Below are 26,036 nucleotides of genomic sequence, written 5' to 3'. Positions count from 1 at the left end.
GTTTGGCTTGCCGCAGCAGCATGCTCCACATCGACCATCGCTAGCATCGGGCGGTTCCCTACCCCACCCCCTACATCAACTCGACGTCCCCACCAGCGGCTGCTCAGTCTTGCCGGGCCTGCGCGTCCGCGGTCAGGTGCTGGGTGAGCGTGACGCGCGACTGGACGCCGAGTTTCGCGAAGGTACGGGAGAGGTGAGCCTCCACCGTCTTGGGGCTCAGGTGCAGCCGCTCTGCGATCTGCTGATTCGTCAAACCGCTCACCGCGAGGTCGGCGATCTGCCGTTCCCGGGTGGTGAGCGCGGCGACGGGATTGGCCGGTTGCCGCTGCCCCCGGGGCGCTCGGGCGGCCAGTCGGCGTTCGTCGCGTGCCAACGCGGCGGAGAGCCAGGCCGCCCCGGCGGCGGCGTACAGGGATTTGGCCCGGCCTAGCTCGGTGCGGACCTGCGCGACCGCGCCCTGGGCGGCATACAGTTCGGCGGCGAGTTGCCGCGTGAGCCCCTCCTCGACCGGCGCACCGGCGGCGACGAAATGGGCGGCGGCCTGTTCCGCGTGAGCGACTGCTTCCTTCGACCATCCGGAAAGCATGAACACCTTCGCCTGCGCCCGGTGCGCAAAACCCAACTGATGCGACAGACCCGACGTCATCGCCCGGGAAAGGGCGAGTTCGGCGAGCGGACCTGCTTCGGACCGGGTACCAGCGGTGGTTGCGGCGGTGGCCATCGCCTGGAGGGCCAGGCAGTACGTCCTGGTCAGTTCGTCGGCCGGGTCCTCTTCGGCTAGGGCGACGAGAGCGCGTTTCGGTTGCCCGGCCTCGGCGTACACCAGTGCACGGTCAAGCTGTCCCAGCCCGGACCACCAGCCCGACCGGGGTCGGGCGCCGGAGATCCGTTCGGCCAGTTCGAGGGCGGCCCGTGGTCCGTCCCGCCACAGCAGCGGACGCAGCAACAGGATGCTGGACATGGCCAGGGTCTCCGGGCTGTGGATCAGCCGGGACGCCTCGCGGGCCTCCTCGGCGGCGGTCACCGCCTCAATCAGTCGGCCCTGCCGCTCGTTCAACGCGGACACGACGATGAGCAGGTACGGCACGCTGTGGCTCCGCCCGGCACGGTACGCGATGTCCAGCCCGCGGCGCAGATGTCGCGACGCGTCGTCGTACCGTCGCAGGTGCATTTCGACCCAGGCCAGCGGTGCGATCAGCTCAAGGTGTGGCGCGAGCGCCTCGTCGGTCATCGCGTCCGCCAGCCACGCCGCCCGGTCGGTCTCACTCCGGCACTCCACCACGTCGCCGTCGCGCAGACTGGCCAGCGCGTGGATGGCCCGGGCGGCCGACTCCAGCGCCTCGTCGTCGGTGTCCGTCAGGGAGCGCAGCGCGACGGCGGCCGCGAACCGTGCCTTTCCCGGCTCCCGACCCATCAGCTCGACCGCGGCCAGCCCGACCTGGGTCAGGCTGGTAGACCGGTCGCGCGCGTACGGCCGGGTCAGCTCGGTGGTGACAAGTGCTTTCGCCTCGTCGAAGTCGCCGAGCAGGCGATAGATCATCGAGGAGAAGCCCACCGCCGCGATCCGCAGCGGGCCCGGCGCCCGCATCACCTCCTGCAGAATCTGCCGGCTGGCCGTCAGATCGCCGGTCACTCCCAGTGCGCGCCCCAGTGCCCATTGCAGTTGGACCCGCCACTCGGCCCGGCCCTCGTCATCCGGTAGCAACCGGATAGCGGTCCGTAGCAGCCGGGTGGCGGTGGACGGCGCGGCGTCCAGTGCCGCCGCGGCCGCCGCCTCCAGCGTCCGTACCGCCTGCACGTCGCCGTGTTGCGCCGATCGTGCGGTGTGGTGGGCCAGCAGTTGCAGCGGGCCGCCCTTGGCGCGCAGGTACTCCGCCGCCCGGTCGTGCGCGCGCGACCGCCAGGCCGCGCCGGCCATCCAGTACGCCGCCGCCCGAACCAGGGGGTGGCGGAACCGGAGAGCGGCGTCGGCCTCGACTACCAGGCCCACGCCGACCAGATGGTCGATGGCGTGATCGAAGGCGGCCTCGGGTAGTCCGGTGATGGACGCGACGAGGTTCAACGAGATCGGCTCGCCGGCCACTGCCGCCGCGCATGCCACCTGCCGGACATCCGGCGTCAGGGCGGTCAGTTCGGTGCTGAGTACGTCCAGCAGTGCCCGCTCGGGTGCGCCCGTCGCGGCGTCACCGGCCTCTGCGAGGGCGGTGAGCGTCGCCACGCTGGCGTCGGCGAGCACCTGAAGGTAGAGCGGGTTTCCATGGGTGGTGCGGTACAGCAGTCGTCGTCGGCCACGGTCGGCCTCCGGCAACAGCGCCGCCACGTCGGTCTCGCCCAGCGGCGCGAGACTGATGTGAACGGTCGCGTCGCCGAGTTGAGCGACGGCCCGGGCGATGCCCGCCGGCACCTGCGCCGCACGGTACGCGGTGGCGAGCAGCAACGGCGCCCGTGGCGGCCGGCGCAACAGATACTCGGTCAGCTCCACAGAGGACGGATCCGCCCAGTGCAGGTCGTCGAGCACGATGGCGACCGGGCTGGCGGCCCCCTGGTCTTCGATGAGCCGACGCGCGCGCTGGAAGAGCCGGTAGCGGTCGAGCCCCGCGCGCCGCGCCTCGGACGGCCCGGTGGCGTCCAGCAGTAACTCGGTCAGCGCATCCTGCGCGCCCCGGTTCGGATCACCTGGCTGGGGTTCGAACGCGGCGATGTAGATGCCGAACGGTACGTCGCGTTCGAACTCGGTCGCTTGACCGTGATAGACGGCGAAGCCACGGGCCCGGGCGAAATCGGCCAGTTCGGCGAGGAGACGGGTCTTTCCCATCCCTGGATCACCACGCACCGCCACGGCCCGTAGCGCTCCGCCCGCCGCGCTCGACACGGCGCTCGCGAGAAGGCTGAGCTCAGTGTCCCGACCGATCAACCTGCCGTGTTGCCCCGTCGGCCATTCCACCCTGAACGTCCAGTCCGGTGAGTGAAGGTAGTAGCGACGCTCAGCCTAGCCCGCCGAGCGCGGATGGGACTAGGCAAGGAGGGAGTGTGACGTGGTGGCGTCGCGAACCGGGCGCCCAGTTTGCTCCCGCCAGCTGGGAGCACAACCGGAACGGCTCCTCGTCGGCCTTCCGATGACGATCCGTCGACCTGCTCGTACCAGGATTTCCGAGACGACGAGCGCGCGTCCGGTCCGGCACGGAATCGGCACGACGGTGGGCACGGTGGCATGCGGAGTTGGACCAGCTTCATGCTCGGATAGGTGCCCGGTTTCGTCGGGCGGAGCCGCAGCGGCGGGCTCGTCCGCGATAATCACACGGCGGGTGCCCGTGCCGCATACCTCCACGCGAGTGAGTTGTTTCAGCCCTTCTTCGGGAGCATCGGATTCAGCATGAAGGAGTATTGGACGATGCTCAGCGCCTTCTGGGAGGTCCGCAGGACTTCGAACGATTCCGTGGGGCGGCCAGACGCACCCCGGTCCATGTCCCCAGCACCAGAGGGCGACGCGGTGCCAATCCGTTGATTCATCCAATATTCACGGTGATGTCTTTTTCGGTTGCCTGTGCTCCATGCCGCCGGCATCTAGCTTGCTGCATGTCCATTACGGACAATCCTGGGGAAGGTGTGGGGGCCGGTGCCGAGCAGAACGACCCGGATGAGCATGTCAGGAAGGACCGGCCACAGGCTGCTCGTGGGAACAGCCCTGGGGCTGGCCGCGATGGTCACACTGACCGCGTCTGTGGCCCCTCGCCCGGCCGATGCCGGGCAGCCGCTGCCCGGCGCCCGGGTCTCCGACGCCGATGTACGGCTGCTGACCGAGGCCGCTACGGCATGCCCCACCCTGACTCCGGCGCGGCTGGCCGGCCAGGTGATGGCCGCCTCCCGGTTCTCCGCCACCCCGGTCGAGGCGGTGCGGGCCGTCGGAGCGCAGGGCACCGCCGGGCTCGTGCCGACCGTGTGGCAGAAATGGGCGCCGTGGGACGGGGCGCCCCCAAGTGACCGGGAGGCCAGCGTCATTGCGCTCGCCCACCACATGTGTCAACTGGTCGGCCAGATCCGGGTGCTCAAGCTCGACGGTGACCGGTGGCAGTTGGCGCTGGCGGCGCATCGGGTCGGCGTGGAGCCGGTCGTCGAGGCTGGCGACGTACCGACCGGCGCCCTCGAGTACGTCGACACCGTGGAACGGTACGCCATCTGGTACGCGTTGCAGCCGGCCTTCGGCGGCAGCGGTGACGCGGTGCCCGAGACCACCCCGCCGATGGTGGCGGAGCGGGTCGCCGAAGCGGCGACGCCGTTGCCGGTGCCCGACGAGTACCTGCAACTGATCCGGGCCGCCGGGGCCGTCTGCCCACAGCTGCCGCCGGCCCGGGTCGCCGCGCAGCTGATGGCCACCTCCGCGTTCGACCCGCAGCGGCTAGGCCCGACCGGCGAGCAGGGCATCGCGCAGTTCCTGCCCCAGGTGTGGGTCGCCTACGTGCGGCCGTCGGCGGAGGCCTCGCCGTGGACGCCCGCCTCGGCGGTGCCGGCCCTCGGCGAGACCATGTGCGCGCTGCTGGAAGCCGTACCCGGCACCGGCCCGGACGACTACCCGCTCGCGCTGGCGGCGTTCCTGCGCGGCGACCCGACGATCCGTTCGCTGGCCGACGTGCCGGGCGTTGAACGGATCACCGCGCTGACGGAGCAGGTGGGCCGCTTCGAGACCGAGTACGCCAAGGGTCTACCGCCGACCCGGCCCGCCGGCCCGTCGAAGAGCCCGACCGCCGCGCCCGAGCGGACCCCCGGCTCGACAACCGGTGCGACGACCGCGCCGGCCAAACCGTCTTCGCCGAAGCCGACTCAACCGAGCACCCCGGCGCAGAACGGTTCCGACCAGCCACCGGTCAATGCCAAGGATGTCGCCGCAGACAACCGTTCGTACGGGCCGTACTTCATCTACAACTTCGCCACCAAGATGTGCCTGGACATTCCGGGGACCGGCCCGGGGCCGCGCGACGGGACGGTCCACCAGAACCTCTGCTCCCCGCACACCCCCGACAACCAGGAGTACGCCTTCGTCCCGCGTCGGGTCGACGGCGCCGGCAACCAGTTGTACTGGATCCGCAGCGTCACCTCCCAGTACTGCCTTGACCTGCCCGGCACCAGCTCGGTCTCGCTGGCGACGGGGGTGTACGAGACGGGCTGCTTCGACGACGAGAACCAGTACTGGCGGCTGCAGCCGACGGTGAAGTCCGGCAAGGGCCAGTTCTACCGGGTTATCAACACCGCCTCGAACCTCTGCCTGGACGTCACCGGCGGATATGGGACTGGTGGATTGGAGGCCAGGATCGAGGTGTTCAGCTGCCAGGCCAACGACGACCACGACTGGGCACTGATCCGAAGGGCCAACTGGTGACCGGGCCACTGGCCCGGGTGGCCCTGACCGGGCTGGCGGCGCTCACCGCAGTGACGGCGGCCAGCACGCTCGCGGTGACGGAGTTCCGGGCCGCCCAGGCCGCGCCGGCTGGTCCGGAGGTCGAGCCCTACGTCCTCTACTACACGGTGCAGGCGTCGTACCAGGGCAAGCCGGAGACTCTCTGGACCATCGCCGCCCGGTTCCTCGGCGACGCCGAGCGGGCCGGCGAGATCCTGGAGCTCAACACCGGTCGCCGGCAGCCGGACGGTGGCCGACTGACCGATCCCGGGCGGCTGAACGGGGGCTGGCACCTCGTGCTGCCCTGGGACGCGATCGGCACCGGCCTGCGGCACGGGGTGCTGCCCAGCGCGGCGGCGACGCCGAGCCCGCCCAAGGCGGCCAATCCGGGTAGCGCACCGGGGCGGGGCGAGACGCCCGGTGTCCCCGTTGGACCGCAACCCGGCGCCGGCCGGCCGACGGGTTCCGGCTCCCCGGTCTCCGACCGCTCCCACTGTCGGCCGACCATTGTCGCCGCCCCACCGGACAACTCGACCTGGGGCCAGCGCCTGGTGGCTCCGGAGCGGGTGTGGCGGACCACCACCGGTGCCGGTGTCCGGGTGGCGGTCATCGACTCGGGTGTGGCGGCGGGTCGGCCGGAACTCGGCGACCGGCTCGGACGGGGCGCGGACATCGTCTCCGGCAACGGCCTGGGCGACACCGACTGCGTCGGCTCGGGTACCGCACTGGCGGGCATCGTCGCCGCCGACGACGGGGCCGGCGGCGCGCAGGTCGGGGTGGCGCCGAAGGCTGTCATCATTCCGGTGCGGCTGGTGGACCGGGGCGTCGCGGCGAGCCCACCGGCGGCCGTGACCGCCATCCAGGTCGCGGTGGCCACCGGGGCGAAGGTGATCCTGCTCGGCGCGTCCGTCGACGTCACCGACCGCACGGTCCGCTCGGCGGTCGACGAGGCGATCGGCCGGGATGTACTCGTGGTGGCGCCGGCCCCGGCCGGAAAGTCCACCGTGGCCCCGGCGGAGGGCCTGGTCCGCGTCGGGGGCCTTCGTCGCGACCAGCGGCCGACCAGCGACTACCCGGTCGGATCGGTGGATCTGCTCGCGCCGGCAACCGAAGTCCGCAGCATCGGAGCGGTCGGTACCGGGTCCTACGTCGCCACCGGTACGGAGTACGCCGCCGCCTTCGTCGCGGGCGCGGCAGCCCTGGTCCGCTCCGCCCACCCCGGATTCTCCGCGGGACAGATCGGCCGGCAGCTCATCAGCACCGCCGCGCGGGGAGCCGACGCCGGTCAGGGGAGCGTCGGGCGGCTCGACCCGTACGCTGCGGTGATCCGCCCGCTGGTCGACGGCGAGCTGCCCGGCACGGTCGTCGAACGGAGTGGGCGTAGCCAGCCGGTCTCCTGGCCCGCGGTGCTGGCGGTGCTCGCCGCGATCGGGACGCTACTCGCGGCCGGGTGGCTCTGGGGCCGCTACCGGACGGCACGCACGCGGCGTCGGTTGGCCGTGGAACAGGCCGACGACCCGTTCGCCGGCCGCCCCGATGACGCGGACCACCTGGTGCGCAGCGGGCAGCCGTGAGCACCGGACCGACGGTGTCTGGCGGGGGTGGATGATGGTACGGGGCGTACTCGGGGGCCGACGGGCCGGCGCCGGTTCGGACGTTGTCCGGGTGTCACCCGGACAACGAGGTGCCGCGCAGAGCATCGCAGCCGGGCTGCGGGCGGCCTCGGACGGGCAGACCGTGCTGGTGGCGCCGGGTCTCTACCACGAGGAACTGCTCGTCGACCGCGCGGTGCGGCTGCGGGCCGAGCGGGGGCCGGGCAGCGTGTCGCTGGTGCCGCGCACCCCGGTGCGGGTCACCGCCGCGGCGACCCTGACCGACCTGACGCTGACCGGTACCGACCCCGCGGAACCGCTGCTGCGGATCGAGGACGGCGGCGCCGAATTCGTCGGCTGCGGTCTGCACGGCGGCCGGGTCGAGGTCACCGGGCAGGCCCGCCCGGTGCTGCGCGACTGTCGGTTGACGGGTGCCCGGCTGGCCGGCCTGTACGCCACCGGCGGCACCGTCGTCCTGCTCGAGCGCTGTGTCGTCACCGACATCGACGGCATCGGCGTGGTGGCTGGCGACTCGGCGCAGGTCACGCTCCGCGAGACCTGGATCGGCCCGGTCACCGGCTCCGGCGTACGGGCGCGCGGTAGCGCCCGGTTGGAGCTGGCCGGCGGCGCGGTCGTCGCGGCCGGCCGCAACGGGATTCTCGCCGAGGAGTCGGCGTCGGTCACCGGGCGGGACGTCGCGGTCTCCGGCAGCGGTGGCGACTCGGTCTTCGCCTCCGGCACCACCCGGGTGGAACTGACCGGCTGCCGGCTGACCGCACCGGCCGCCGCGGGCGTCGTCGCCGCCGACCGGTCGCAGCTGGTGCTGACCCGCTGCGACGTGGACCGGACGGGCGCGACCGGCCTGGTGTGCCGGGACGAGGCCGAGGTCGGCGTCGTCGCCGGATCGGTGCGCGGCTGCGCTGGCAACGGGCTCTTTGTCACCGACCAGGGCACCGTGACGCTCACCGACACCGTACTCGGGGACTCGACCTACAGCGTGCTGCACGTCGGCGGTGCCGGCCGGCTGACCGCCACCGGCGCCTGGGTGGGGCCGTCGGCGGAGCACGGGCTGCACGCCATCGGGGCAGGCCGCGCCGAACTGGTTGGGGGCTGGGTGCACGGCTGCGGGCTGGCCGGGTTGAGTACCGCCGACAGTGCCGAGGTGACGGCCACCGGCACCGTGCTGGCAGCGAACCGCAACGGGGTGGTCGTGGGCGCGGACCGGCCGGTCCGGCTGACCGGGTGCGTGGTCGACGCCAGCGGCCGGGCCGGCGTGCAGGTCGGCGTCGGCGCCACCGTGGAGCTGACCGACTGCCGGATCGACCGTGCGGGCACCGCCGGAATCGTCTTCGAGCAGGACAGCGGGGGCACCGTCGAACGGTGCGCGGTGCGCGACGCCGAGGGCTCCGGCATCGTCGTGTGGACCGGGGCGAAACCGCAGGTGACGGCCACGTCGTGCACGGCCGGGGCGAAGAACGCGCTGTTCGTCGCCGAGGGCGGCGGCGGCCGGTACGTCGACTGTGTGTTCACCGCCAGCGCGTACCCGGCGATCCATGTCGGTGCCGGGGCGACGCCGGCCGTCGTCCGCGCCTGGATCCGGGACACCGAACTCGACGTCGACGTGGACCCGCGGGCCAAACCGGCTTTTGAGGAGATCCGGCTGACCGGGGTGACCAGGTCGTTGTTGCCGCCGACCGCGCTCGCCGCCGGCGGCCACCCCGGTGATCCGGCGGCAGCGGCTGCGCCCGCGGTGGCCGGCACCCCGCCGGCCGGGACCGGCGCGGTAGCCGAGGTGGCCATACCCACCGAGGCCGACCTGCCGGAACTGCTGGCCGAGCTGGACTCGCTGGTCGGTTTGGACCGGGTCAAGCAGGACGTACAGGCCCAGGTCAAACTCATGCGGACGGTGCGCCGCCGTCAGGAGGCTGGGCTGGCATCGCCGCCGCTGAGCCGACACCTGGTCTTCGCCGGCAACCCCGGCACCGGCAAGACCACCGTCGCCCGTCTCTACGGCCGGCTGCTCGCCGCGTTGGGCATGCTGGAACGCGGCCATCTGGTCGAGGCCGACCGGACCACCATGGTCGGCGAGTATGTCGGGCACACCGGACCCCGTACCCAGGCCGTCTTCCGGCGGGCGCTCGGCGGGGTGCTCTTCATCGACGAGGCCTATTCGTTGGTCCCGCCCGGGCACACCAACGACTTCGGGCAGGAAGCGGTCGCCACCCTGGTCAAGCTGATGGAGGACCACCGGGACGACGTGGTGGTGATCGTGGCCGGGTACCCGCTGGAGATGGGCCGCTTCGTCGCGTCGAACCCGGGTCTGGCCTCCCGGTTCTCCCGGACGTTGACCTTCGAGGACTACGGGCCCACCGAGCTGACCGACATCGTCGAGGTCCAGTGCCGGCAGCACGAGTACCGGCTCGCCGACGACGGGCGTGCCGCCGTACACGCCCTCTTCGCCGGGATGGACCACGGCCACGGGTTCGGCAACGGTCGCGCCGCGCGGCAGGTCTTCCAGCGGATGACCGAACACCAGGCGCAGCGGGTGGCCGACCTCGCCGACCCGTCGACGGACGACCTGTTGCGGCTGACCGCGTCCGACGTGCCCGCCGCCGCTTCGGTTGCCTGAGGCGGTTCGTCCGGCCAGAGATGAGGTATCCGATGACGACCCTCGAGTGCGATCCTCAGCCGACCCAGACCGACCTGGCCACCTGGTACGAGCGGGTGCTGGTGCCGCAGAGCTGCCCGGCGCTGCACCGGTACGCCCGGCGCCTGGTCCCCGGCGATCCGCACCGCGCCGAGGATCTGGTCCAGGAGACACTGCTGCGGGCCTGGCGCAACCTGGCCTCGGTGGCCAGCGCCCGGTCGCCGCAGGCATGGCTCTCCAGGGTCGCCCACAACCTCTGCATCGACCAGGCCCGACGGATGGCGGCCCGCCCCGCCGAGGTCGCCGAGGACGTCACCGCCACGGTCTGGGAGCCGGCGGACAGCCTGTACGACGCCGCCCTGGACCGGGCCATGCTGGAGCCGGCGCTGCGCAGCCTCTCGGCGGTGCACCGCGAGGCCTTGCTCCTGGTCTACTACCAGGACCGTACGCACCGTGAGGTGGCCGGGCTGCTCGGCGTACCGCCGGGTACCGTCAAGTCACGCACCCACAACGCCGCCCGCGAGCTGCAGCGGGCGTTGGGTCGGCACGGCGTGACCGGCAGCGCCCCGAACTGACCTCGCCCGGTGTGGCCGGGGCCGGCGACCGGTTCAGCCGGCGGACGGTTCCGGGGTCGTCTCGGTGAACTGAACCGGGCTTCCGTCGGGGCGTACCGGATCACCCAGGACGACCCGCCAGCCAAGCCGGTCGTTCAGGTCCGCGAGATCATCCAGGAGGAAGTAGAAGGCGTTCCGGGTGATCGGCGCGTCGGTGACCGGCACCAGTCGTACCCGAACATCTCGGCCCCCGTCCGGGTTGAGCCGGGCGCGGGCCTGGTCTCCGAGGACCGCCAACAACGCGGTGGGCACCTGGTCGGCGGTGTCGACCGGAGTGCTGCCGGGCGGCACCGGCTGTAGCTGAGGCCCGGCCGGGTACACCAGCACGAGATCGCCGTCGGCCGACATCGGCCCCACCTGCGGGCCGAGACCGGCGGTGGCCCAGACACCGGTGTCGAGCGGGGCAAGCCCGCCGAGGGCGGAGCGGATCCGCTCCGCATCCGCCTGGTTGGCGGCGGTCAGCTGAGTCATCTTGACGCCCGGCTCCTGCAACCGGTCCAGCACCTGCATGAGCCGCACCGGAAGGTCGGCGGCCCAGGTGTCCACGTTGACGCCGTCGATCCAGGAGAGCAGGTCAGCCGCCGCCGTCGGCCCTGAGGCCAGGGGCCCGTCGGGCTCCAGCAGCCGCAGCGCGCGGTAGGCCGCGGTGAGTCGGCGGGGACCGAAACCACCGATCCCGTACGCCCGCGCGGCCAGGTAGCCGGCGGCGAGCAGGTTCCGCAGGGCGGCCGGGCCAGTGGAGCCGATCTTGCTGGCCAGCGCGGTCAGCGCGTCGAGGAGCACCGCGACGTCCCGCTCGGTCGGCGCCACGTCGGTCGCGTCGAGCAACGCGTCGATCAGGTTGTGCACGGTGAACGAGAGGTCCTGGCCCGGCACGACCCCGAGCGGTGGGTACGGGGTGGGGAAGGAGTACTCGTAGGCGGCGAGAGGGCCCTGGTCGCCGGTGACCAGCCGGGCCAGTTCGGCGTCCTGCTCGGTCACGGCGTGCACCAGGTTGCCGTCGAGTCGTACCGGCGGTGGCGGCTGCGTCTCGGGTCGGTGCACCCGGGCGAGTGGGGCGTCCGGGGTGCCTTCCTGACCGGCCAGCATCCGGGCCAGCCACATGCCGTTCTGCCAGGCCGGCCAGGGGGTGTCCCGGGATGGCACACCGATGACCACTCGCGGGTCGCCGTCCTCGATCACCGGTGTCGCGTCCTTCGGCCCCACCCAGACCCGGTTGCCCACCGACGTGGCCTGCCAGTCCTCGCCGAAGACCGCCCACCGGCCACGGCCGAGGTTGTTCAGATCGCTTGCGGGGGTGGCGAGCTGCGGGAACTGCGGTCTGTGGTGCACGGTGACGTATCGCGCGAACGCCGGCAGCGTCGCGGTGTGTAGCCGGCTGTACGACACGAACTGGTCGGACAGCTCCACCCCGGGCGGTTCTATCAGGTGTGGCGCCAGGGCGAGCTGCTGCTCCGGACCGAGCAGCCGGGACAGCTCCTTCGCCCTGGCCGCGCTGATCGGGGCGGGGACGACCAGCTCCACCAGCGCGCGAGAGGGCAACTGAGTGCTCAACTGGTTGAGCACCTGGTCGGCCCGAGCCGGGTCGGGAAGTTCGATGACGAGCAGCGGCCGTTCCGGGTGCGCGAATCGCTGGGGCGGTTCGGTGGCCGCCCCCGTCGGGCGGAGGACACTTCCGGCCCGACCCAGGGCGACCACCATGTAGCCGTCCGGCGGCGTCACCGCAGTGACGGGCGTACCGCTCCAGTCGCGTACCGAGCCCAGTGACGTGTACCGCAGCTGGGTCAGGAATGCCTGCATCTCGGCCGGCTGGGTGTTGTAACGCATGGGTGCGATCTGGTTTTGCAGATCCAGCAGTTGGAGGCCGCGTCGCAGTCGGTCGAGAACCCGGGGCGGAAACCCGTCGATCCGCTCGGCGGCCGAAAGTCGTTGCTGCGCGTCGCCGGTCAGCAGCTTGAACTGGACGAAGAGATCGTTGAATTGACGAGCGGCGGGGTCCATGTGGCTGTCCCATACCTGCTGCATCGCCGGATATCTCGGGTCGTCGGTCACCCGCCGATCCCACAGTTCCCGCTGGACGTCCGGGTGACCGGTGACCATGCCAGCCGCCGCCGGATCGCCGGACCGGGTGGCCAGCAGCTGCGCGATCACCGCGAACTGTTCGAGATGTGCCAGCTCATGCACCAGGCACGTGATGACTTCGTCCACCGGACGGTCCGTCGCGAGTTCCATGATCCAGTGCTGGAGACGGAAGGCACCCTCGAGGCCGGCACGGGCTCCAACAATCGCTCGAACCGGTGGGGCGTCAAGGGCCTTGGTGATGAAGCTGGCGATGTCCCACCAGACTTCGGCCGCGAGCTGCCCCTGGCCGTCGGTCTTCGTGGCGATCAGCCGCCGCACCTCGTCGTGCAGCTTCGCCAGGTGCGCCGAACCGGCGGAGCGGAGTAGCCGGTAGTCCGGCCCGGGCGGCGGGATGTGCCCCATCAGTGCGGTGGTCGTTGTCGTGTCCGTTGCTGTTGCTGTTGCTGTCGTGGCTGTGGTCGCCGTCGCCGTCGCCGTCGCCGTCGCCGTCGCTGTCGTGGTCGTGGCCGCCGTCTGGACGTTCGGCGCAGGCGCGGCGGTGCTCAGGTCAGCGGTGGCGGTCTTGGCTGGGCCAGCAGGCATGGCCTGCTGGGTCGCCAGGTCGGCGAGCATGGTGTCGCGGTCGGCAGTCAGGCCGTTGGCGAGGATCTCGGCCGCCGTCGGATCGGTGCCCTCGGCCTGCAGACGCTGTGCCTTGAACTCCACCCACCGCGCGCGCAGGTCCTCCGGTGGTGGGGCGGTGGTGGTGGCCTCGGTGGGTTTGGCGGTGTCGGCCGAGGGCTGTTGTAGGGCGGGGGCGGTTTGGGTGGTTGGTGCTGGTGGTGGGGCGGTGGTGTGTTTGTACGGCCGGGCTTCGACGGGTACGCCCATTTGTTCGCTGAGTCTCGTGGCGACACCGTCGAGCCAGCGTTTGACGTCGACGGGGTCGAGTCCGGGGCGAATTTTTTCGCTCATGTAACGGCCGGACTTGTCGTCGACGATCCATTGGCCGGTTTCCGGGTCGCGGTGCAGCTCACCGCTGATCCGTCCCTTACCGACGTAGGCGCGGCCGTCGGTGTCGAAGCGTACGCCGATGGTGGGGTGCCCCTGTTGGTTGATGCTGTTTCTGAGTTGGTCGAGGGTGAGGTCGGGGTTTTTGGTGTGCATGGCGACGTGGAGGTCGTCGAGTTGTTTGGCGGAGACGACGGTGAGGATCTCTTCGCTGCCGATCATGATGCCGTCTGACTCTGTGACGACGTAGTGCCAGTGGGCGTCGGGGCGGCCCGCGTAGATCTCGGGGGTGAAGTCGGACAGTGGCATCCAGGCGGGGTTGACGCGCATCTGCTGGGTTCGCAGCGCGTCTCCGCTGATGGTCTTTCCGTCGGCGGGTCCGGGCGGATCGATCTCGAACGGTTTGGCGCCCTTCGGATCGACGGCAGGACCTCTGGTGTGGTCCAACTCGGCCACCGACTGCTCGCTCGGTGGCGCGGACTCCGCCGGCGGGGGTTGATGGTTGACCATCGCCTGGTAGTGGTCGCTGCGGCGGTACACGTCGAACAGGGGCGCGTCCTCGCGGCCGAGCGTCTGGGTGTGTTCGGGTGCGTGGATGCGTACCCGGGCGTCCAACGTGGCGGCCAACAGCCCCGCGAAGGCCTCGCCGACCGGGTCCTGCCAGCGGTCTTGCCAGCGTTGGACCGCCTCGGTGAGGGCGGAGAACTCGCTGGCGTCGGCCGGCCGGAGCGGGTCGAGCAGGTGCGTCATGAGCTGGTCCCGCAGCGTCTCGTCGGAGAGTGCTTGCAGTCCGACGGGATGACCGCTGGCGGTGAGGTAGTCGAACATGGCCCGTATCGAGAGTGCCTCGTCTGCCAAGTCGCGGGGCGGCGAACCGTCCGGCGTGGGTTTGAGCGGCACCTGGCTCTCCGCGTGGGCGCGGGCCACCGCCGGATCCCACCCGGCGGCGACCAGGTCGGCGGTTCGCTGGTTGAGGTAGAGATAGCGCATGTGCAGGGCCGGTAGCAGACCGGGGTCGCGCAGCCTCGTGATGCCCGCGTTCTGCAGCCGGCCCAGCAGGGTGTCGCGGTTCATCGCATCCACCTCGGCACGCAACTGCAACACCCGGTTGTTTCGGTACCCCTCCAGAGCTGCCGCTGGCACGCCGTCCGGGCCCACCCCGCGCAGGTGTTGCTCGACCAGGCGGCGGAGCAGCTCTGCCGCCTCACCGAGTTGGGTGGTCGGCGGCACCAGCCCACGCGCCTGGGCAGCCCAGGTGGTGATCCGGGCGCGGACGACCCCGGGGTCGCCGAGCCACGCGTGTAGGGCTGGCGTGCCGAGTCCTGCGGCGGCCAGCCTTGCGCTCACCAGCTCAGGGGCGCTGCCGACGGCGGCGTAGAGCTGACAGAGCCCACCACCCGGCGTCGGCAGCACCTGCGACGTCCCCGTCGACAACTGGGGCACTGTGCTGGTGAGTTGTTGGACCGGTGGTGCGGTGGTGGTTTGTGGTGTCGGCTTGGTGGGTTGTGTGGCGGGTTTGGTGGTTGGTTCCTGTTGCTGCTTGCCTGGTGGTGGCGGGGCGACGTCCGTCCGGTCCGGAGACCGGTCGGTACTGCCCGCAGCGGGTTCGGTCAGGCGGACGCTCTCGTCCTGAATGTGTTTGGCGAGGTTCGCCGCGTCGGTGTCCCTCGCGCCCTCGGCCACCCCGAGGTAGCGGTGCCGGAAGTCGTCGAGTAGCTGGTGGTGCCGTTGCAGCAAATCCCACCACGCCTGCCCGGCCCGATCCCAAGCCTGGTGCAACCCGGGCAGCTCGGCCTCGGCGGCCACGCGTGCAGTGCTGCCTTCCGGAGCCGCGTACGCGTCGTAGCGGGCCTGGTCGAGCTTGTCGGCGGCGGAGACGAAACTCTCCGCCGCCTTGGCCAGCTTCGCCTCGTGATCGACGATCTCGTCGAAGGCGGCCACCCGGCCGGGCGAGTCCTTGGCTATCGCCGTGGTGTCCTTCGGGATGTGCAGCGCCGTCCGCGCGTCGTGTAGGCCCATCCGCAACGACACGTTCACCAGTTCGTCCGGCTGGCTGGCGCTCGTCACCGTCTTGGCTGGCCGCAGCGAGTACGACAGCGAGACGGTGACCTCGACCCGGCTCAGGTAGTCGACGGCGGCCGAGCGGCTCTCGGGCTTGACGTTGCCCAGATCGCCCGTGGCGTTGCCACCGCTCTCGGCGGCGGCCTGGGTGTCACCGGCGGCGACGCCGGGCCCACCGGCCTCCAACGCCTGGTACGGGTCGTCGGCGAAGCCCCGCCCGATCAGTGGGATGCGGGGGATCCGCAGGTTCTGGGTCACCACGCTGGTACCGGTGCTGTAGCCACCGCTCTGCTGGGGCGCGTGTTCGCGGTAGACGCCGGAGCTGACGCCGCCGAGTGACGCACTCACGGGCAGCAGCCGGATGCCGATCGCCGCCTTCTGCCCGAAGATCTGGGCGCTGACCGTCGGCGGCAGGTCGAAACCCTCAGCGGCCATCAGCTTCGATATGCCGGGCAGCAGGATCTCCGGGGTGAGGCTCTGGTGGACCTGGTGCGCCCCGGCGTACCCCGTTGTCTTCAGCCGCTTGGCGGCGTCGGCCAGCAGGTTCGCGACGAGACCTTGCACCTGGGCGACCTGGTTGAGGTCCTCGGCGCTGAATCGCGGCGGCAGCGGCATTCCGTTGAGCGTCCGCCAGCCGGGTGCCAGGTTCTCCGGTGGGGCGATCCGGTAGGGCGTGGGTGGGTCCGCCGGCTTGGTCCGCGGCGGCCGGAGGTCGTCGGCCCACCGGTCCTGGACCACCTTGTCGTGTACGACAAGCAGGTCGCCGTCGACGCGTTTGCCCTTGTCGAAGATGGCCAGGGTGTATTTGACCTGTGTCTCCAGTTTGGCCTTGACCCCACGACCGGAGCTGAGGTTCGTGTCGACCGTGGTAGAGCCGTCGTTCTGCGCGTTCAGTACCTGCGACACCAGCCCGACCGTGTCTCCCATGCCGACCGCGAGGTTCTCACCGTGGTGGTTGGAGACGCCGGTGCCGGCGACCCCGGCGGTCACGGTACTGCCGTGCATCCGCTGCCTGGTGACGCCCTGCTCGCTGGTGTGGGTGGTCTTGATGTCCAGGTCGTTGTGGTCGGCGACGAACCCGAGGACTTTCGGTTCGCCGATGGGCTCGGCGAGCAGACGTACGTCCCGGGAGTGTTGTGTCATCCGGCCGGGCTTCATGTGCAGCACCGACACCCCGCCGTCGACCATGGCAGGCCAGTGCTGCGCCTGTCCCTCGGAAGTGAACAGGTAGAGCAGGCGGCGGCGGTTCAGCATCGGGTCGTCGAGCCCGGAGCCGGAGAGCGAGTCGGAGATCTTGCCGATCGACCGGTTCACGATCCGGCCCTGCACCACGTCGAGCAGGTTCTTGACCATGCCCTTGTCGGGGCCGAGCCTGGCCGCTTCGGCCCGGAGCACGGTGGTCATCGGCTCGGTCAGGGTCGGGGTCTCGTCGAAGGTGTAGAGGCCCAGACCGGGGCTGCGCCCGGGCGGCAGGCCCAGGGCCGGAGGCACCGTCGGCAGCCACGATGCCCCGATCATCCCGGGGTCCCCGGCCAGCTTCGGCAGCAGGCCGAGCTTGACCATGGTCGTGGCGGACAGCCGCAGGAATATCGCGTTGGTGACGGTGCCGTGCCGGGTCACCGACTTGTGGTGGTGCAGCCACTCGCCGGTGCGCAGCGACTGCGGGATCGCGGCGTACCGGTCCGGGTCGGTGGTGATCTCCGCGGCCACCGACACCCGCATGTCGAAGACCACCAGGAAGGACCGCTGCCTGCCCTTGCGGTTGTTGGCGTTGCGTTCGATCGCGCCGCTGATGCTCTCGGTGTTCCGCTTGGCGCCGGCGTAGAGCACCTTCTCGTAGCTGACCGGGAACACGGCACCACCGCCATGGGTGTTGTCGTTGCTGGTTCCGGCGCGGCGGACGTTCGCCGAGAAGTTGGCCCGTAGCGCGAGCTGCTCCTCGACGGTTTTCGCGGCATTGATCTCCATCGACCCAACCGAGGCGGACTCGTTGGTGATGGTGGCGTACGCCGGCAGCACTGTCGGATTGGTCAACGCGACCGCGATGGTCAGGTCGGTGGCCGCGCCGTCCTCGGCGGAGGTGAGCCGGTCCACGTGCCACACGCCGTCGAGCATCGAGGCGAGGCCGTGGATCTGACGCGACTCGCCCAGCCGGTCGATCATGCTGGCCCAGACCGGCATCCCCTCGGCCAACCCGTCGATGCCGCGCAGCCCGCCCAACTTGGTACGGGAGACCGTGTCGGTGTATCCCTGGGCGGCTCGAAGCGCGTCATCGGCCAGCACAACGATGGAGCTGCTACCAGGAAAGTCCTCTACCGACAGCCAACGCTTGACGCTCGACTTCGGTCCCGCGTCGACCCACTCCCGCAGCGCGGTCAGCTCGAGCTGGGTCCGCCGCGCGACCGCCAGCGGATCGGGCCGCGGCGTCAACATGGTCGGCAGGTTGAGCGGTTGGGCCAGCACCGAGGCGTTGTCGAACTGCACGGTGACAGGGCGGGTCTGGACCAGCCGGAATCGGGTGAACTGCTCTCCGTTGACCAGGGCCGCCGGCTCTTGGGTCGGATTCACCACCCGGGTGGCCGAGTCGGTGACCGGCCGGGGGAACCGCTGGTGCATCACCCGACCGAACTTGACGCGGGACTTCGGGTCCGGCCCGAGGCGCTTCGTGTACGCGTACACCTGCACGGCGATCTGCAGGTCGTTGCCGAAGGCCTGCGAGTCCGGCGTACCGCCGCTGAGCCGGCTCTCCTGGCCGCCGAGCTGCGCGCCGCTTTGCCGGTCGAATCGACCACGCAGTTCCACCGCGCCCCCGGGTACGAACGCGCCGGCCGTGCTCCCGATCAGCCGGAACACGCCGCCGCCCTCGAACGCCACGGCACCTCGCCACTGGCTGCCAGCGCTGATCTTCCCCTGGAAGGTGTCGGCGTGGGTGGTCCGCACCGCGTCGCCCTGGCTGGTGCCGAGGTGCCGGAAGGCATTGGTGTAGCTGGCCGTGACGTGCACGATCACGTGCCGGGTGCCGATCTTCTTGGTACGACTGAGCTCGGCGATCAGGCCGGTTTTGAGCAGACTGCCCCGGCCCTGACGCAACCCGGCCACGGACAGCACCCGGTCCAGCGCGTCCTGGTTGGCCTGCCGTTCGATCGCCGCGCGGCTGGTGCCCATCTGGCTGACCTTGCCGGACGTGCCGAACCTGGGCAGGAAGCCGCCCTCGATGCGCCGGATCAGCCCGGTCACGTCCAGGTAGAGCTGCTGGAACCCGCTGAGTCCGTAGGTCACGGACCGTCCGCCGCCGAGCGCGTACGGCGGCACGTACCACTGGGTCGGGGAGGGGATGAGCACGCTGCTGTCGCTGAGCAGTTGGGCCACCCGGGCCGCAGGCAGGTGACCGAGTACCACCAGATCGACGGTGATCGGTTCGACCGTGCCCTCGCCGAACAGCCGGCTGCCCGGCACCTCACGTAGCCCGGCGTTCACGGTGACCCGGAAGTGTGCCTCCACCAGGACATTGGCAATGTCCTTGAACTCGGTGCCGATCCGGGACGTGCCGCCCTGGGTGGCGGAGGCGGTCATCGAGCGCAGGAAGCCCCAGAAGAGCCGCGCCTGCACGTATCCCGGGCCGAACGCCCAGCGGGCGGGGACCAGGGAGAGGCCGGTGCCGACCCGGCTCGAGTGGGACAGCTTTGTCGTTTCGCTCTGCCCCGGCTGCCAGCGGAAGGAGGACTTGGCGACGTCGGCCAGGATGGACAGCTTCGGCATGGTCGCGGTGAGTTCCAGCGACAGTGCGTGCGCGCCGTGCGTGCTGGTGATCGTCGGGGGGTGGACCACTGTGTCCAGGGCCGGCATGAGATTGCCGATCATGGAAGGCTCCTCGAACAGGCTGCGGGCCTGTCCTGCCCCCAGCGTGCCCGGACCGACGGTCTTGGTGGGCTGGAGCAGGACGAGTGCGTCCTCGACCACGTCGTTCCAGGTACCCTCCGGCTCGGTGCCGTGGGCGAGACCGATGCCGGCTCGCAGAATGCGTACCGGCGTGAAGTTCTCCACCAGCATCGAGGTGTGCCTGCTCGGGTCGACCGTGAGCCAGTCGGGTTCGCGGGGTCCGGCGTTGGCGATGTCGTCGACAGTCCGGAACGTCACGTCGGCCGGAACGGACTCGCCGAGAGTCCGCACGGCCGCCGTCGGGCCGGTGAGCGGCGCGGTCGGGTCTGTCACGACGACCCCGAAACTGACCGGCGCGGACACCAGGTGAGACCCGGACCCGCTGCGCACGTTGTGCGAGTCGGTCAGCTTGACGCCGTCCTCGAACGACTCCAGCGGCCGGGAAAGGGAGAAGTCGACGGCGCCGCCGGCACCGTAGCCAACCCGCTGGGGGAACATCGTGCCGACGCCGAGCGAACCGGAGCCGCCGGTGGTGGAGGCATGCTTGACACCGGCGGACTGGTCACTGCGGGTGTCGAACTTCGCCTTGTCCGCGGACTGGTCGATGACCTGAGCCGCGGCCGGCGACCAGGTCGGCGCGACGGTGACCCGGTGCCATCCGAACAGCCCACCCCGAACGGAGAAACTGCGTCCACCGGTGACAAAGAAGGACTTCGGATCATCGCGTAGCGCCTGCGCGATGTCGCCGGTCTGCACCGAGAGTTTGGACAGCCCCGGCACCAGCGGCAGGTTCTCCGCCACCCGGGTGCGTACCGCGTCGGCGACGGTCTGCTCGACGCCGCGAATCAGGCCGTCGAGGTCATCGATGGAATCGGGTGTGTACAGCAGGTCGGGCCGGGTTTTGTAGAGGCCGGGCAACGGGTTGTCGACCGTCGTCGTCGCTTCCAGGACCGTCATCTGGATGGTCTCACCCGGCGCGGTCACCGTGATCGTGGGTATCGTGCTGCTCCCGATGACGGCCGGTAGCGGGGCCGGCGGGGTGGCCGACGACGTCGACACCGTCCCGGCCGGGGCAGGCACCGTGGCTTCGCCGCTGGTGACCGGGGGAGCGATGTCCACGCCGGAGGCCCAGAACTCCTCGGCGACGTTGCCGGCGAGCGCTGCCGGCAGCGGGCGCGGGGCGGTGGAACCCGAGAAGTACGGCGACAGCACCTCGGCGATCTGGCTGAGCGCCCGAGGAGTCAGCACGAACTCATCGACGTCGTGTGGGTGGCTACCCATCAGGTCGCCGTGCTCCGGCTGGACGGCGCCGCGCAGCAGGGCGTTCGGTGGTGAACTGGTGTCCGTCACGCCGAGCTGGTGCACGATCTCGTGGGCGTACTTGGCGGGCGACGCGCCGGCCGCCCAGGTCTGCTGGGACATCTGGGCGCCGGCAGGGGCAACCGTGATGGCGCCGCGCGCACCGACTGGGTCGTCGAAGTCCACGGTCACCCGGATCGGGACATCCCACCCGGGCAGCTGTTGCTGGGGCGCGTTGACGTAGCGCTGCAACCCTTCGACGGTGCGGGCTTTCACCTCGGCGATCTCCTGCGCCGTGACGCCGGGCGCGGCGTCGAGGCGCAGCTTCAGCTCGAAGTGCATGTCCTGCTCGGTGACCGTGAGTCGATAGCCGACGCCGACCCGCTCGCCGCTGGCCGGCGGCCGGGTGACCTTTGGTGGCTGGCCGGCGCTGGTGGGTGGCTCGAAGCGGAACGCGTCCTTCAGCGGCCTCCACCGCTCGGTGTCCACCTCGACGACCCGGGCCGGGCTGCCGGGTGTGCCGTCGCCGAGCAGGTCACGCGGCGGCATTGTCACCTTCTCGGCGGGCGGCGCGGTGGCCGCGTCGTCGGCGGGGCGGCGGGGCGCCGGTAGTTCGGAAACCTCGCCGCCCTCCGTCGGCGTCGGCCGTACCGAGGGGCCGTCCGCCGGCTTCGCCGAGGTCGGCTGCGTCACGGTGGGCCGGTCGACCGGCTTGGTCTCCGTTGGGGAGTCCGCCGGTTTCGTGACTGGCGACGTGTCCGCCGGTTTTGTCGGCGACTGGGTGTCCGCCGGTCTGGTGACAGTCGGCGCGTCCGACATGGACGCACCGGGGCGGGGCGGCGCGGACGGGTCGGTCCGGGCCGGGGCGGTGCCGGCGGAGTCGGTGCGTGTCGTCGGCAGGTCGCGGGGCACGCTCGGCAGCTGATCGAGCCGGTGGCTGATCGTCGCGTCCCCGGCGCGCGGCCCGGACGTCGGTAGGTTGTCGGCGGCCCGGCCGGGCGCCCACGGGCCGTCCGGTCCACCCAGCTGTGCCAACCGGTCGCCGAGGGTGGTGTGCCGCACCGCGGTCGCGTCCCGCAGGCTCTGGGACAGACCGCCGAGTGCCTCGTCGAGCCGGGAGTCGAGCGGGCGGAGATGGTCGGGGGAGGTGAGCGCCGCGTTGATCTGGGCGGTGCTGTCCAGCCGGTGCTCGTCCAGCCGGCTGCCGTATCGGGACAGCACATCGTCGATGGCGGCCGGATTGTCGCCGGCCCGGGTGAGCGCCTCCTGCCAACTCCGGTACTCGTCGGCGGAGAGCGGACCGGTGCCGCCACGCAGCTCCGCGAGGCGAGCCTCCCGATCCAGGGCCGCGACGCGTACCTCGTACCGGGCCAACACGTCCGCGTCGGCGGCTGCGTCGCCCGCCCGGGCGAACTCGGCGTTCCACTCGGCACGCTCGGCCGCCGGCATGCCGATCATTTCCTGCCGATGGGTGCGCAGGGCGGTGAGCCGTTCGGTCAGCTCGTCGAGCGCGCCGGGCGGCAGCGTCGGTACGTCGGGCAGATCGTCGACCCTGGCCGGTGGGACGTCTGTGTCGGAACCGCGTAGCGCGTCCAACCTGTGGCGCAGCTCCAGGCCGGCGAGGTCCAGCTCCGGCGAACTGTCCCCGCGCAACCTGTCCAACCGCTCCTGCAGGTCGTCGATACTGCTGGGCGGCAGCGTCGGTGCGTCGGGCAGTTGGGGGAGCGGCGCGTCGGGGCCGTCGGTGCCGCGCAGGTCGGCGAAGCGTAGCTCCAGCTCCAGACCGGCGAGTCGCGGGTCGGGGGTGTGGTCGCCACGGAGTGCGTCGAGCCGTGCCTGCAACCCATCCAGGTCGCCCGCGGACCCGGCTTCGTCGGGGGTACGGCCGGGAGTGACATCGGGTACGACCTGGTCGTTCAGCTTCTGCGCGGCCAACTTGCCGGCGAGGCCGTCTTCGTAGGCGTTGAGCAGCCGGTGCAGTTCGTCGGTGTGTCCGGCGGCGGTCGCGCGTTCGATGTCGATGGCGTGTTGCAACCAGGTCGACTTGTCCATGCCCACCTGCGCTGCGCGGTGGTGCCCGGCGTCGACGTGCGCCCGGTACGAGTCGAGCCGCTGGAACAGTGCCTGTCGGTCGACTCGGTCGTGCAGAGTGTTCAGTCCTCGGGCCGCGTCGCCGTGCCGACCCTGTTCGATCGCGGTACGGACCTCGGTGCTGAGCAACCTCAGCTCCTGCTCGGACAGCTTGACACCGCGCGCATCGGCGGTGAGTTCGGTCAACCGTTGGCTGAGTGCCTCCGGGCCTGGAGTGGCCGCCGGGTCGGTTCGCGGCACGCTGGGCAGGTCGAGCATTCCGTCGCCGCCGCCGATGCCCCCCTCCGTTCGTCCTGGCGTACCCACCTGGTCAGGGGTTTCCGACCGACCCGGGATGTCGGCGCGAGGTGTGGCCGGTGCCCCGGCGTCGTCGAACCGCCCCGGCCCGGCGCCGGAGGAAATCTCCTCGGCGCGGACGTCGGCCAACTGCGTTTCCAGGTCGGTGAGGCGTTCGGCGGCGGTCGCCCGGGCGGTGGCCTCCGTCGGGGAGATGGTCGGGACGTCCGGGAACATCGCCGGATCGACCGGGCGGGTCTCGGCCGCCCCGCCCGGACGGAGCTGATTGAGGCGGTGTTCCAACTCCAGTTGGCGGGCTGCGGGGGCGGGTACGTCGGTGCCGCGTAGTGCGGCCAGCCGGCTCTCCAGTTCGGCGATGCTGGTGCCGGACTGATGAATGGGCACCGCAGGCAGGTCGGCGAGGTCGGCCGAGGTCGACGGGCGCAGCTGCGCGAACCGGGCCTCCAGCTTCAGTGCGGGCAGGTCGACGCGGGGGGCGTCGGGTTCACGCAGGTTGTCCAACCGGATCTGCAGAGCCCGTACTGCTTCGTCCGCCGCCGCAGTGGGACTGGCCGCCGCAAGGTCGGGGGCCGTCGCTGCCTTGGCCGCTGCGAGGTCTGGCGCGACCGCACCGGTCGGGCGGGTCGGTGGGGGGTCGACACTGAGGGAGAGTTCCCGGGCTTCGATTTTGAGCCCACTCTCGGCCCGACGCACCAGCGCCTCGGCGACCCGGACGTCCTTATCGGCGCGGGCCACGGCCAGCGCGTCCCCGGAGGCGTTGGCCAGCACGTGTTCTGCCTGCTTCAGCTGTGCGAGCGCGTGCAGGTGACTGAGCTGCTGCGGTGATGGGCCGCCGACCGACTCCACGCGGGGCGGTGCGGACGCCGAAAGATCACGGCCCAGACCGGTGGGCGCGGTGATCGACGGCGGATCCAACCGGTTCAGGGCGGTGAGTGCGCTCGGGTTCGGCCCGTCGAGCAAATTCAGTGCCTGGTGGACGGTGATCGGGTCGGCGATCTTACCGAGCTGCGTGGGCGCCGGTGCGACGACGTCCGGCCGGGAGATGTTCGTCGGCGCCGCCTGGGAGATCGAGACCGACGGCGCGGACGTGGGGGTGGGGGTAGCCAGGGGGGTGTCGCCGAACGCCTTTTCCGGCGCACCGAGGTTGAACGCCACCCCGGTCTCCGAGACCCGGACTGCGCTGACCTCACCCATGTGCAGGTTGCGCAGCTCGGCATGACCGAAGTTCGCCAGCCCGTCCATGCCACCGACGGCCCGGTTCAACGTGGTGCTGAGGTTGCCGATCTGCATGTTCGGCAAGGTCACCGAGCCGGGAATGCCTACTGTGGGCATGGTGACCTGGTTCAGTGCCGCCGTCGGGTTGACTGTCGGTACGTCGAGCCGAGCGAGCGAGCCGAGGTCGACCGCGTGCGCGGCACCGGGCAGGCCGGGCGCGGTGATCGGGGCGACCACACCGGCGGTGCGCGGCACCGGCACGTCCAGGTTCTGCACGCCGCGCAGCCCCGCCAGGTCGTGCGCGCCGAGCACCCCACGCGTCGCGGACAGGTCGATACTGCGGGCCGAGAAGCTGAGTTCCGGCATCGACGGCGCACCGATCAGTGGCTTCTCGATCAGATCGGGCAGGTGCAGCCCGCCGGGGCTGAAGTTGATCCCACCGGCGGGCGGCGGGCTTCCGGGCTTGACGACATTCACCGTGGTGAGGCCCTCGGCGAGCCGGACGCCACCGCCGAGCGCGGCCAGTCCGTCGAATCGGGTCATTCCGAGCCCGCGACCCAACACGCCGAACTTGAACGCCCCGGACACGCCGACGGCGCCGATTTCGTGACCGGCCAGCGGCAGGAAGATCCGCAGCCACTTCCAGCCGCCGAACTCCCGCACCATCAGGTTGCCGAACCTGACGGCGTTGGCGGCGACGAACCGGCCAGCGTCGACCGTCAGACCGGCGAGTCTGGTCAGGCCCTGATGTGCGATGTTGCCCAGCCTGGTGACTGCCGTCGGAACGGTGACCAGGGTGAACTTCTCCAGAGTCACGAACCCCCGGACGGCCAGGCCATCGAGCGGGCCGACGATCCGCGGGATGAACAGCATGCCGACCTTTACCGAGTTGGCCACGGTGACGCCGAGGTCACCGATGCCGCGCATGATGCCGCTGATGCTCAGCGTCGACACCGTCCGCCAGAAGTCGTTGATGGCGGTCCGGGCCAGGGTGAAGCTGTTCCGGCTGATCTGGGTGATGCTCCGCCAGGCGCTGCCGGCCAGCTTGGTCAGGTCGCCGAGGGCGATCAGCGGCCGGGTGCTGGGGCCGAGCAGGCCGAGCAGGCCGAGCGCCAGACCCAACGCGTTCGTCTTGCCCATCGCGAAGTCCAGGGTCGCCTTCACCGCCAGGGCGGCGTTCATCGCGAAGGCGAGCAGGCCGAGCGGTCCGCCGACGAAGATGGCGACCACGGTGATGACGAGGGTCAGCCAGGTGAAGATCTCCCAGAAGATCTCACAGGCGGACTTGGGCGTCACCGGGGACTTGATGTGCCCGGTGGCGTCGAGAATGGCCTGCCGGGCCGTACCCGCCGCGGTTTTCACATCCGCCGCGGCGTTCTCCGCCTCCGTCCTGAGGGCTTTGATCCGTTCCTCGTCGTCGCCGGCCCCGGCCGCTTCGCTCAGCGCCCGGTCCGCCTTGGCCTGCGCCTCGCGCAACGCCTCGGCGTACGTGCGGATGGCCGGCCCGGCGGCGGAGAAAGCGGTGCGGACCCCGGCGATGAAGCCGCTCATCTCCTTGCTGATCTGCTCGCGCAGCCAGTCCGCGGTCTTGCCGACGAACGCACCCTCACCGCTCTGCCGCAACACTGCGGCGAGCCCGTCGCCGGCGGTCTGGGCATGGCCGGCCATGACGTCCAGGTAGCCGGCGACACGCAGCAGCACGTCCGGATCGCCGGGTGTGGGGTCACTGGACAGCGTGAGCGCCGACCAGTCACCGGGCCGTACCGCCACCGCACCCCTCCCGCCGCCCCGGACACCGTCGTCCTGTTCGACGCGACGCACCCGCACGGAGGTTCACGGTGAACCGCTCACCGCCCCGGCCGCGTCGAACCTCACAG

Annotated in this window: 6 protein-coding genes; 4 read left to right on the top strand and 2 right to left on the bottom strand. The window is 71.1% G+C overall.

Annotation, left to right across the window (positions count from 1 at the left end):
• Nucleotides 1-103 precede the first annotated feature (103 nt).
• The gene (locus BDK92_RS04315) at nucleotides 104-2,944 is read right to left on the bottom strand and encodes an ATP-binding protein (RefSeq protein WP_121154797.1); all 2,841 of its coding nucleotides are present in this window, start codon (nucleotides 2,942-2,944) and stop codon (nucleotides 104-106) included.
• A gap of 729 nt (nucleotides 2,945-3,673) precedes the next feature.
• On the opposite strand from BDK92_RS04315, the gene BDK92_RS04310 reads away from it, so the two are divergent.
• From BDK92_RS04310 to BDK92_RS04295, 4 genes are all read left to right on the top strand, one after another.
• Complete coding sequence (locus BDK92_RS04310) at nucleotides 3,674-5,374, top strand: RICIN domain-containing protein (protein WP_121154795.1); 1,701 nt, start codon at nucleotides 3,674-3,676, stop codon at nucleotides 5,372-5,374.
• Nucleotides 5,371-6,966 carry a S8 family serine peptidase gene (locus BDK92_RS04305; RefSeq protein WP_170208482.1) on the top strand — a complete coding sequence of 532 codons (1,596 nt, stop codon included), beginning with the start codon at nucleotides 5,371-5,373 and terminating at the stop codon, nucleotides 6,964-6,966. The genes BDK92_RS04310 and BDK92_RS04305 overlap by 4 nt, the downstream gene beginning before the upstream one ends.
• Before the next feature lie 91 nt (nucleotides 6,967-7,057).
• Nucleotides 7,058-9,613, top strand: coding sequence for a right-handed parallel beta-helix repeat-containing protein (locus BDK92_RS04300; protein ID WP_147456901.1), 2,556 nt, complete (start codon nucleotides 7,058-7,060; stop codon nucleotides 9,611-9,613).
• A gap of 32 nt (nucleotides 9,614-9,645) precedes the next feature.
• Nucleotides 9,646-10,206 carry a sigma-70 family RNA polymerase sigma factor gene (locus tag BDK92_RS04295; RefSeq protein ID WP_121154788.1) on the top strand — a complete coding sequence of 187 codons (561 nt, stop codon included), beginning with the start codon at nucleotides 9,646-9,648 and terminating at the stop codon, nucleotides 10,204-10,206.
• Between the two features lie 33 nt (nucleotides 10,207-10,239).
• Here BDK92_RS04295 and BDK92_RS04290 read toward each other — a convergent pair whose 3' ends face one another.
• Complete coding sequence (locus BDK92_RS04290) at nucleotides 10,240-25,980, bottom strand: hypothetical protein (protein WP_170208481.1); 15,741 nt, start codon at nucleotides 25,978-25,980, stop codon at nucleotides 10,240-10,242.
• Between the last annotated feature and the right edge of the window lie 56 nt (nucleotides 25,981-26,036).

This window comes from Micromonospora pisi (assembly GCF_003633685.1).
Classification (GTDB): Bacteria; Actinomycetota; Actinomycetes; order Mycobacteriales; family Micromonosporaceae; genus Micromonospora_G; species Micromonospora_G pisi.
This window is presented reverse-complemented; position numbering and strand designations above follow the sequence as displayed.